9 protein-coding genes and 1 tRNA gene are annotated in these 11,054 nt (G+C 63.4%); 7 read left to right on the forward strand and 3 right to left on the reverse strand.

The genetic code is table 11. The features are described from left to right. The first annotated feature begins 22 nt into the window (after nt 1-22). The 4 genes from X730_RS145190 to X730_RS145175 are packed head-to-tail and all read left to right on the forward strand — an operon-like array spanning nt 23 to nt 4,848. Complete coding sequence (locus X730_RS145190) at nt 23-1,120, forward strand: microcin C ABC transporter permease YejB (protein ID WP_023712587.1); 1,098 nt, start codon at nt 23-25, stop codon at nt 1,118-1,120. After that, nucleotides 1,120-2,259: an ABC transporter permease gene (locus X730_RS145185; protein ID WP_023682037.1), complete on the forward strand. Its 1,140-nt coding sequence runs from the start codon at nt 1,120-1,122 to the stop codon at nt 2,257-2,259. The genes X730_RS145190 and X730_RS145185 overlap by 1 nt, the downstream gene beginning before the upstream one ends. Continuing rightward, nucleotides 2,256-3,887, forward strand: a complete 1,632-nt coding sequence (locus tag X730_RS145180) for an ABC transporter ATP-binding protein (protein WP_023826839.1) — start codon at nt 2,256-2,258, stop codon at nt 3,885-3,887. The genes X730_RS145185 and X730_RS145180 overlap by 4 nt, the downstream gene beginning before the upstream one ends. Nucleotides 3,888-3,906: 19 nt before the next feature. Beyond that, nucleotides 3,907-4,848, forward strand: a complete 942-nt coding sequence (locus X730_RS145175; protein WP_023669506.1) for a glyoxylate/hydroxypyruvate reductase A — start codon at nt 3,907-3,909, stop codon at nt 4,846-4,848. A 12-nt stretch (nt 4,849-4,860) separates the two neighbouring features. On the opposite strand, the gene X730_RS145170 is transcribed toward X730_RS145175, so the two are convergent. Beyond that, the gene (locus X730_RS145170; RefSeq protein WP_023751915.1) at nt 4,861-5,220 is read right to left on the reverse strand and encodes a hypothetical protein; all 360 of its coding nucleotides are present in this window, start codon (nt 5,218-5,220) and stop codon (nt 4,861-4,863) included. Between the two features lie 104 nt (nt 5,221-5,324). Next, nucleotides 5,325-6,257 carry a methyltransferase domain-containing protein gene (locus X730_RS145165; protein ID WP_023751914.1) on the reverse strand — a complete coding sequence of 311 codons (933 nt, stop codon included), beginning with the start codon at nt 6,255-6,257 and terminating at the stop codon, nt 5,325-5,327. 105 nt (nt 6,258-6,362) lie between these two features. Between X730_RS145165 and X730_RS145160 the strand changes: the two genes are divergently transcribed. Both X730_RS145160 and X730_RS145155 read left to right on the forward strand, forming a co-directional pair. Then, nucleotides 6,363-7,373, forward strand: a complete 1,011-nt coding sequence (locus X730_RS145160) for a ligase-associated DNA damage response exonuclease (RefSeq protein WP_023826840.1) — start codon at nt 6,363-6,365, stop codon at nt 7,371-7,373. Between the two features lie 223 nt (nt 7,374-7,596). Further along, the gene (locus X730_RS145155) at nt 7,597-9,195 is read left to right on the forward strand and encodes a cisplatin damage response ATP-dependent DNA ligase (protein WP_023751912.1); all 1,599 of its coding nucleotides are present in this window, start codon (nt 7,597-7,599) and stop codon (nt 9,193-9,195) included. Nucleotides 9,196-9,202: 7 nt separating this feature from the next. On the opposite strand, the gene X730_RS145150 is transcribed toward X730_RS145155, so the two are convergent. After that, a complete protein-coding gene (locus tag X730_RS145150; protein ID WP_023826841.1) occupies nt 9,203-10,426 on the reverse strand; it encodes a hypothetical protein in 1,224 nt (407 codons plus the stop codon). Between the two features lie 353 nt (nt 10,427-10,779). On the opposite strand from X730_RS145150, the gene X730_RS145145 reads away from it, so the two are divergent. Next, nucleotides 10,780-10,855, forward strand: a tRNA-Thr gene (locus tag X730_RS145145). The last annotated feature ends 199 nt before the right edge of the window (nt 10,856-11,054 follow it).

The raw sequence follows: 11,054 nt of genomic DNA on the forward strand, positions 1-11,054 counted from the left end.
ACAAGGGGGAGGGTGAAAGCTGATGGGCGCCTACATACTGCGCCGTATCCTGCTGATGATACCGACCCTGTTCGGCATCATGGCTGTTGCTTTCGTCGTCACTCAATTCGCACCGGGTGGACCGGTCGAGCAGGTCATCGCCAGCCTGACCAACCAGGGCGGCAGCGATCGCCTCGGCAGCGGCGGCGGCGATGCAGGAGGCGGCGGCAATTTCGATGTGGCCGGCGATGTCGGTTCGAAGTACCGCGGCGCGCAAGGGCTCGATCCTGAATTCATCAAGAAGCTGGAAAAGCAGTTCGGCTTCGACAAACCACCGCTCGAACGCTTCGGCATGATGCTGTGGAACTATGTCCGCTTCGATTTCGGCGACAGCTATTTCCGTGACATCTCGGTGCTCGATCTGATCCTGGAAAAGATGCCGGTGTCGATCTCGCTTGGGCTGTGGATCACGCTGTTGTCCTATCTGATCTCGATTCCCCTTGGCATCCGCAAGGCGGTCAAGGACGGCTCCGCCTTCGACGTCTGGACCAGCGGCGTGATCATCGTCGGCTATGCCATACCGGCCTTCCTGTTCGGCATATTGCTGATGGTGCTGTTCGCGGGCGGCTCCTTCTGGGACTGGTTCCCACTGCGCGGCATCGTCTCCGACAATTGGGACCAATTGTCGTGGCCTGACAAGATCGTCGATTATTTCTGGCACATGACCTTGCCGCTGACGGCGCTGGTGCTGTCGGCCTTCGCGACGACGACGCTGCTGACCAAGAACTCCTTCCTGGAAGAGATACGCAAACAGTATGTGGTGACGGCCCGTGCCAAGGGCCTGTCGGAGCGGCGGGTGCTTTACGGACATGTGTTCCGCAACGCAATGCTGATCGTCATTGCCGGCTTTCCAGCGGCCTTCATCTCGGCCTTTTTCACCGGCTCGCTTTTGATCGAGAACATCTTTTCCCTCGACGGTCTCGGGCTGCTCGGTTTCAGGTCCGTGTTGGCGCGCGACTATCCGGTCGTGTTCGCCAACCTCTATATATTTTCGCTACTTGGCCTGTTCGTGACGCTGTTGTCCGACCTGATCTACACATGGGTCGATCCGCGCATCGATTTCGAGCGGAGAGACGTCTGATGACGCAGGCTGCAGCCGAGATCACACCGACAAGGATCGCCCGCCCCTGGCTGTCGCCGCTCAACAAGCGGCGCTGGCAGAACTTCAAGGCCAACAGGCGCGGCTACTGGTCGTTGTGGATATTCCTCGCTCTGTTCGTGCTGTCGCTGTTTGCCGAACTGATCGCCAACGACAGACCGATCGTCGCCTACTACAAAGGCGAGATCCTGTTCCCGGTGGCGGTCGCCTACCCCGAGGAAAAATTCGGCGGCTTCTACGCCGTCACCGACTATCGCGACCCGGTCATCCGCGACGAGATCAACGCCAATGGCTGGATGATCTGGCCGCCAATCCGCTATTCCTACCGCACCGTCAACAATGCGATCCCCGACGCCGCTCCCGCAAAACCGTCATGGGAATACGACGCGCAGAGGCGATGCAGCCAATATCCGCAAGGCGCTGCCGATCCTGACTGCATTGTCGGCAACTGGAACTGGCTGGGTACCGACGACCAGGCGCGCGACGTGCTGGCGCGCATCATCTACGGGTTCAGGATTTCCGTGCTGTTCGGGTTGATCCTGACCGCGGGTTCGTCGGTTATCGGCGTCGCCGCCGGCGCGCTGCAAGGGTATTTCGGCGGCTGGACCGACCTTCTCTTTCAACGCTTCATAGAAATCTGGTCGGCGATACCGCTGCTGTATCTGCTGCTGATCGTCGCTGCCATCCTGCCGCCGGGCTTCTTCATCCTGCTCGGGCTGATGCTGCTCTTCTCCTGGACGTCGCTTGTCAGCGTGGTGCGCGCCGAATTCCTGCGCGCGCGCAACTTCGAATATGTCAACGCGGCCCGCGCGCTTGGCGTGTCCAACCGCACCATCATGCTGCGCCATCTTCTGCCCAATGCCATGGTGGCGACGCTGACCTTCATGCCTTTTCTGGTCAGCGCCTCGATCTCGACACTGACCTCGCTCGACTATCTCGGCTTCGGCCTGCCGCCCGGCACCGCGTCGCTCGGCGAACTGCTAAAACAGGCGCAGAGTAACCTCAATGCCCCCTGGCTCGGTATATCGGGCTTCATCGTCATCTCGCTGATGCTGTCGCTGTTGGTGTTCATCGGTGAAGCAACGCGCGATGCTTTCGACCCGCGCAAGGCGTTCCGATGAGCAGCGAACTCCTGCTCTCCGTCCGCGATCTCAGCGTTGCCTTCACCCAAGGCGGCAACGAGTCGACCGCCGTCGACCACATCTCCTTCGATCTCGCCAAGGGCGAGACGGTGGCGCTTGTGGGCGAATCCGGTTCCGGCAAATCGGTCTCGGCGCTGTCGGTGCTGAAGCTTCTGCCCTACCCGACGGCCAGCCATCCCTCGGGCAAGATCCTGTTCCAGGGCGCCGACCTTTTGGCGATGAACGAAAAGCAGTTGCGCAGCGTGCGCGGCAACAAGATCACCATGATCTTCCAGGAGCCGATGACCTCGCTCAATCCGCTGCACACGATCGAGCAGCAGATCGTCGAGATCCTGGCGCTGCATCAGGGCATGGGCGACCGCCAGGCCAAGGCGCGCACGCTGGCGCTGCTCAACGAGGTCGGCATTCGCGAACCGGAAAAGCGGCTCGACGCCTATCCGCACCAGCTGTCCGGCGGCCAACGCCAGCGCGTCATGATCGCCATGGCGCTGGCCAACGAGCCTGAACTGCTGATCGCCGACGAGCCGACGACGGCGCTCGACGTCACTGTCCAGGCGCAGATCCTCGAATTGCTGGCGGGGCTGAAGAGCCGCAAGGGCATGTCAATGCTGTTCATCACCCATGATCTCGGCATTGTCAGAAAGATCGCCGACCGCGTCTGCGTGATGACCAAAGGCAAGATCGTCGAGACCGGGCCGACCAGGGACATCTTCGCCAACCCGCAGCACGCTTATACCAAGCACCTCCTGGCCGCCGAGCCGAAGGGCAAGCCGCCGGCCGCCAACGACGCCGCCAAGCCGGTTATGACCGGCAAGGACATCAAGGTTTGGTTCCCGATCAAAAAGGGTTTCTTTCGCACCACCGTCGACAATGTGAAGGCAGTTGACGGAATCGACGTCACCGTACGCGCCGGCCAGACGCTAGGCGTCGTCGGCGAATCCGGCTCCGGCAAGACGACGCTCGGGCTGGCGCTGGCGCGGATGATCTCATCGACCGGCACCATCCAGTTCAATGGCAGCGACATCAACCAGCTTTCCTTCAACGCCATGCGGCCGCTGCGCCGCGAGTTGCAGATCGTTTTCCAGGACCCGTTCGGCTCGCTCAGCCCGCGCATGTCGGTCTCGGAGATCATCGAGGAAGGCTTGAAGATCCACGAGCCGAAGCTGTCGCCCGACCAACGCGACGACAAGGTCGTCGCCGTGCTGAAGGAGGTCGGGCTCGATCCGGCGACCAGGAACCGCTATCCGCATGAATTCTCCGGCGGCCAGCGCCAGCGCGTCGCCATTGCGCGCGCCATGGTGCTCAATCCGCGCTTCGTCATGCTGGACGAACCGACCTCGGCGCTCGACATGAGCGTGCAGGCACAGGTGGTCGACCTCTTGCGCAATCTGCAGGCCAAGCACGACCTTGCCTATCTGTTCATCAGCCACGATCTGAAAGTCATTCGCGCCCTTGCCAATGACGTCATCGTCATGCGCAATGGCAAGATCGTCGAAGCCGGCCCTTCCGAACAGATTTTCGAGCGGCCGCAGACCGACTATACGAAGGCGCTGATCTCGGCCGCGTTCAAGATCGAGACGGCGCCGGTCGGTATCGTCAGCGAATAACAGGGAATACAATCCGCAAATGGAAAAAGGCAAAATCCTGCTTGCCGTCACCGGCTTTCATCCGCAGCGCTGGCGCGAGCTGCTGTCGGCCGAGCGCGAAGTGGTGCTGGAGCCGGACGGCGCTTCGGATCCGTCGATCACCTATGCGGTGGTGTGGAAGCAGAAGCCTAACCTCTTGAAATCGCTGCCCAATCTACGCGCAATCTTCTCGATCGGCGCCGGCGTCGACCATATCTTCGCCGATCCCGGCCTGCCCGATGTGCCGATCGTCAAAGTGGTCGCCGACAACCTCACCCAGTACATGACCGAATATGTCGTCTGGCGCGTGCTCGACCATCACCGCCAGGGCATGCTCTATCGTGCGCAGCAGCCGAAGAAGACCTGGCACGAACCGCCGCAGCGGCCGGCCGGTGACATCTCGGTCGGCATTATGGGGCTCGGCAATCTCGGCCGCGCGGCGGCATCGGTGCTGTTGTCGCTCGGCTTTGCCGTCAATGGCTGGTCGCGGAGCGACAAGGCCATGAAAGGCGTTGCAACCTATGCCGGAGAGGCCGGGCTGATCCCCTTCCTCAACGCCACCGACATACTGGTGGTGTTGTTGCCGCTGACGCCGGACACGCACGGCATCATCAATTACGGCGTGCTGAAGGAATTGCGCAAGCGAAACGGCCTCGGCGGCTCGGTGCTGATCAATGCCGGGCGCGGCCGGCTGCAGAAGGACGCCGACATCTTGCGAGCGCTGGACGACGGCACGCTGAAGGAGGCGAGCCTCGACGTGTTCGAGGTCGAGCCGCTGCCGAAGACCAGTCCGCTTTGGAGTCACCCGAAAGTGTTCGTGACGCCGCACGCGGCGGCGACCTCCGACCCTGTCCACCTGGCGCCGAGCATGTTGCGGCAGATGGATGCCTTCGAGCGCGGCGAAAAGCTTGATAACGTGGTCGACCGCAAGGCGGGGTACTGAGGAAGTTCAGGTTCAGCTCGGCAGGGTGAACTTCTTCTGTTTGTTGGGCTTGCCGCAGTCGCGGCGGACGATCGAGCGGTTCATGGCGTCGATCTTGCCACTTGCCAGATCAGTATCGCGCTTGCTTTTGGAGCGCATATCCGGCGTGAACGGGCCGAAGCCCATCGCCGGATTGGAGAAGCTCGGCTTGGCGTCCATCGACAGATGGTATTGCTGCGCCAGTTCGTTGCGTTGCGCCAGCAACTGGTCGCAAGGCACGTTGTCATATTGCAGCGACGATTGCACGTCCTGGTCCTGCCGCTCCGACATCGAACTGCCCATGCAGCCGGTCATTGCCAGGCAAGACACCAAGACCATCATGTTCCAGCGCATGTGTTCCTCCTCAATGCCTGCCGCGGGCTTTTCCCGGCTTGTATCCTACCTGATGCCGCGCCAGCCGCAAAAATCCTATTCACGTTTTCGAACAAGACGAGACATCAACCCTTGGACGAGGGCACCGCCAGCGCGGCAAGCCCGTCGACCGGCTGGCGGCGATCCCAGCGGATCACGGTCGGCTGCATCGACAGCACCGACAGGCCGTTTGCGGCAAGCACCCGCTCGACATAGGCTTGAGAATGGGCGTAGCGACGAGACGCCTGCAGCGCGAAACCGGCGTCGCCGCCCGCCCCGCCCTTGGCTGGCTTTTCGACGGAAAAGGCAAACAGGCCATTGGTGGCCAGAATGCCCGCGACCGTCTTCATCACGCGATCGAGCGCGCCGACGTAGATGAACACGTCGGCCGCCACCACCAGATCGGCTTTCGGTCCGGCATAGGCGAAATCCTGCAGATCGGCCTTGGCGAGCAGATCGTAGACGCCTTTGGCGCGGGCCTTTTTCAGCATGGCGGCGGAGATGTCGTAGCCCTCCAGCCGTTCGGCGACCGGCCGCAGTTTCTCGCCCATCAGACCGGTGCCGCAACCAAGGTCGAGCGCCAGCGAAAAGCGGCCCGCCCTTGCCGCTCGAATGGCGCGATCGAGAAACTCCGGCAGCCGGTAGCCGAGCTTGCCGACCAGCGAATCCTCGAAAGTTTCGGCATAGTGGTCGAACAGCGTTTCGACGAAGGCGCTGGGTGGCGCCGCGGCAGCCGGCGCCTTGCCGATGAGTTGCAGCTTCAGCGCAGCGCCAAGGCGATCCGCCGGGTCGAGTTTCAGCGCCGTCGCCCAGGCTTGAGCCGCCACGTCGAGCCGCTCGGCCGTCTCCTGCATCTCGCCAAGACGGAACCAGCCCGCCGCCCATTGCGGCGCCAGTTCCAGCGCGCCGAGCAGCAGCTCCGCCGCTGCCGCGTGCTCGCCCGAGCCGAAAAGCATCTCGGCATAGTCGGCGCGACGGTCGGCGGTCAGGTCGCCGGACGAGATTTTCAGCGGTTGCATGGCGATGGCCCCGCCGGCTGATGCGGCCGGTGGCTGGCTGTAGGCCGAGTCAGCAGTCTCTTGCAACAGGCTTCCCGCGCTGGAATTAGCCACTATCTTGACTGGATGCGCGCCAGCGACCTGCTTCATCCCCGGCCTGAAGGCCTTTATTGCCCATGCGGCGATTTCTTCATCGACCCGGTGCGGCCAGTCAACCGGGCGTTGATCACGCATGGCCATTCCGACCATGCCCGATCCGGCCATCGTTCGGTGCTGGCGACGCAGCAGACGCTCGACATTATGGGGTTGCGTTATGGTGAGGATTTTGCCGGGACAACGCAAGCGGCCGTGCTTGGCGAAGCGATGGCGCTGAACAATGTCAGCGTCACCTTCCATCCGGCCGGCCATGTGCTGGGCTCGGCGCAGATCGCGGTCGAGCACAAGGGCAGGCGCATCGTCGCCTCCGGCGACTACAAGCGCCAGAAGGACGCGACCTGCGCACCGTTCGAACCGGTCCAATGCGACGTCTTCATCACCGAGGCGACCTTCGGCCTGCCGGTGTTTCACCATCCGCCCGACACGGAGGAGATCGCCCGGCTGCTCAAATCGGCGGCGCAGTTTCCCGAGCGATCGCATCTGGTCGGCGCCTATGCGCTGGGCAAGGCACAGCGGGTGATGCGGCTGCTGCGCGATGCCGGTTATGACAGGCCGATCCATATCCACGGCGCGCTGGCCAAGCTCAGCGAATATTACCAGAGCCAGGGCATCGACCTCGGCACGCTGGAGCCGGCAACCGTCGACAGCGGCGGCAAGCAGGATTTCACCGGGGCCATCGTTGTCGGCCCTCCATCGGCCTTCGCCGACCGCTGGGCGCGGCGCTTTCCCGACCCGATCTCATGCTTCGCCTCGGGCTGGATGCGCATCCGCCAGCGCGCCAAGCAAGGCGGCGTCGAACTGCCGCTGATCATTTCCGACCATGCCGACTGGGATGAACTGACCGCTACCGTCAAGGAGACGGGCGCCGGCGAAATCTGGGTGACGCACGGCCGCGAGGAAGCGCTGGTGCGCTGGTGCGAGCTGGAAGGCATCGCCGCCAGGCCACTGCACCTTGTGGGCTATGAGGACGAGGGCGATTGATGGTGATCACCAGCGCCGCGACCCGTTGCGCCCCCCTCTGTCCTGCCGGACATCTCCCCGTCAAGGGGGCATATTGGCAGCTCCAATGCCGGCTCATCTCCGCCAATATCGGAGATTGGCCAAGGCCGGCGCGACATCCGATCTCCCTCCTTGAGGGGGAGATGGCCGGCAGGCCAGAGGGGGGTGCCTCGCGCCGGTTTTCACCATTGGCGTGGGGCGACGCATGAACCGTTTCGCCGAACTCCTCGACCGCCTGGTGCTGACGCCGTCGCGCAATGGCAAGCTGACACTGCTCGTCGATTATTTCCGCAGCGTCGAGGACCCCGACCGCGGGCTGGCACTGGCGGCGATCACCGGCGACCTCAACATTGCGGCGGTGAAGCCGGCGATGCTGCGCACGCTGGTCACCGAGCGCATGGATCCGGTGCTGTTCGGCTATTCCTACGACTATGTCGGCGACCTTGCCGAAACCGTCTCGCTGGTTTGGCCGCAGACGCCGGGACATATCCCCAACCGGGAGCCGACGCTTGGCGATGTCGTGGCGAAGCTGCAGGCGGCGAGCCGCTCGGACGGACCCAAGGTGCTGGCCGGGCTGCTCGACAGCGCCGGCATTTCGGCGCGCTTTGCCATCATCAAGCTCGTCACCGGCGGCTTGCGTATCGGCGTTTCGGCGCGGCTGGCCAAACAGGCGCTGGCCGATTTCGGCAAGGTCGATGTCGCCGAGATCGAGGAGCTGTGGCACGGGCTGACGCCGCCCTATATCTCGCTGTTCGCGTGGCTGGAAGGCAAGGCCGAGAAGCCGAAGCGGACCGCACTTGCCCTGTTCAGTCCGGTGATGCTGTCGAACCCGGTCGGCGACGGCGACCTCGAAAAGCTCGATCCGGCCGCCTATGCCGCGGAATGGAAATGGGACGGCATCCGCGTTCAGGCGGTGTGCGAGGGCGGCGTGCGCCGGCTCTATTCGCGCACCGGCGACGATGTGTCCGGCGCATTCCCCGATCTCGCCCAGGCGATGAATTTTTCCGCCGCGCTCGACGGCGAATTGCTGGTCGGCGAGCCCGCGGCGACCGGCACGTTTTCGGACCTGCAACAGCGGCTCAATCGCAAGAGCGTGGCCCCGAAGATACAGCAGCAATACCCGGCCTTCATGCGCTGCTACGATGCGCTGCAGATCAACGGCGAAGATTTGCGCGCGCTACCTTTCCGCGAGCGGCGGGCCCGTCTTGAGGCCTTCATCACAACGCTGGACCCGCACCGTTTCGATCTGTCGCCATTCGTCGAATTCCGGGATTGGCAAACGCTGGAGGAACTGCGCCGCGCGCCGCCGCACCCGATTATCGAAGGCGTGATGCTGAAGCGCTGGGATTCGCCCTATCTCGCGGGACGGCCGAAAGGGCCGTGGTTCAAGTGGAAGCGCGATCCGCACACGGTCGATGCTGTGCTGATGTATGCGCAGCGCGGCCATGGCAAGCGGTCGAGCTTTTATTCCGACTATACGTTCGGCGTCTGGTCGGGGCCGGAAGGCGCGGAGGAATTGGTGCCGGTCGGCAAGGCCTATTTCGGCTTCACCGACGAGGAGTTGAAGCAGATCGACAAATTTGTCCGCGACAATACGGTCGAGCGTTTCGGCCCGGTGCGCTCGGTGCGCGCCGACCGCAGCCAAGGCCTGGTGCTGGAGGTGGCGTTCGAAGGTCTCAACCGTTCGACTCGCCACAAATCCGGCGTTGCGATGCGATTTCCCCGCATCTCACGGCTGCGCTGGGACAAGCCGACCGCCGAAGCCGACCGCATCGAAACGCTGCAGGCGCTGCTTGATCGCTAGGCGGCGCTTACGGTTCGATCGAAACGCGGATCTCGTAGATGTCGACCGCCTTGCCCTGCTTGTCGAAGTCGGAGTTGATGGCGATGCTGCCGGCCGCGCCCGGGGGCTTGTCGGGGAATTTCACGTCGAACAGATATTCGTTACGCTGCTGGCCGACCGCATAGCGCTTGCGGCCGCAGTCGCCGAGATCGCCGAAATTGCAGTCGACGGAGATCTGCGTGTCCTTGCCGTCCTCGGCGCGGGCGACGATGTCGAACACGGCATGTTTGCCGGCAAGCTTCTCCAGCACGCCCTGCCCGACATCGAAGCTGATGGCCGAGCCGGAAGCACCGGAGCGGATGCGCAGGAAGGAGCCGGTGTCGTCCTGCACGACATCGGCCTTGGCGTCGGACGGGGTCGCCACATGCGTTGGATCGGTGGGTGTAAACACGTTGATCCAGTCGCGCGTCTGTTCGGCGACACCAGGCTGCTGCGGCGCGCCAGGCTGCAGCGGCTCAGTTGTATCGACAGGCGGCGTGAAGTCGTCATCGTCTACGGTCGGCGGCGCTTCGGGCGGCGCCGTGTCGAGCTGCGCCGGCGTCTTGAAGACCCCGGTCTGCACGGCGAAATAGAGGCCGATGCCGGCGGCGGCGAGCAACGTCACGCCAAAGAAGATCGCCGTCAGCGGCAGGCGGCGGCCCCTTATCCGCCTTTCATCACGGTCAGGCGCCACTTCCGCCGCGGCCTCGGCCGGCGCGGAATCGGCCATATCGATCGCCGGGGCGCCGGGCAGCGTGGCGTCAGGCATGATGTCGGGGACGACCGGCAGCACGCGCGAACGCGGCGCGTCGGATGCCTCGGGCTGAACCGGTTCATCAACGACGATCGCCGGCGACGGTCCGGCCGCGACACCTGTCGGGGCATCGACCGCGGGCGCTTCGGCGGCGCCCTGTACGGCGTCTTGCGGCTGCGCAACGCGTTGCGTCAGCGCGGTATCTTGTGTCTGCGCAGCGCTCTGCGTCTGCGCGGCGACATCGGGGACCGCGGGCAGGAATTCGGATTCGATCTCGGCGATCTTTTCCTGCACCGCCTTACGGCGCTTGATGGCGGCTTCCACCGTCACGCCGGGATTGGCCTGGAGCACGCGGTCGAGCGCCGCGAAAGCCGACCGATAGACCCGCTCGCGAAATGCCCGGTCCTCGGCGTTGCCTTTCTCGAAGGCGTTGCGGATCGCTTTTTCGATCGCGTCCAAAAGCGAATTCCCCTGTCCGTTCGCTTACATTGCCATGATCGTTAGCCGCAGGCGACCAATCAATCAACGGGCGAGCGCCCGCATTCTGCCTTACAGGCCTGTTCAAGGCCCATTTCGATGCGTTTTGGCAATAAAATCAGTCCGTTTTGCCGCCTTGCCGGGCAGTTTGTGCGCAGTCCACCGCGACGTCTCCGCGTAGCCGAAAAAGCAAATGAGGCGGTGGCTCATTGCGCGCCAATGGAAAATGCCGGGACGAATTGCCGGATGCCGGCTCGAAATCGCGGTTGCCCATCTTGAATTAGCGGCCGGTTGAGTCTATCACCCAGCCGATCCTGGAACCTCGCGCTTCCCGGGCCGCTTTAGCTCAGTTGGTAGAGCACATCATTCGTAATGATGGGGTCAGGTGTTCGAGTCACCTAAGCGGCACCAGTTCTCCATCCGACGCAAGCGTGACGGCAGGTGCAAGGCTAATGCACGTCACTCCCTACACCAACACCGGCACTTCCTGTCTGCCTCGTCGACATGCGCCATATGGCCGCCGCCACAGGATTGCGTCGTCAGACGCTTGACCATCGACTATGCTGCATCGCGCAAGATCGACAGCCTAGAGAACCCGACAATACAAGCA

This window comes from Mesorhizobium sp. L103C131B0 (assembly GCF_000502275.1).
Taxonomy (GTDB): domain Bacteria; phylum Pseudomonadota; class Alphaproteobacteria; order Rhizobiales; family Rhizobiaceae; genus Mesorhizobium.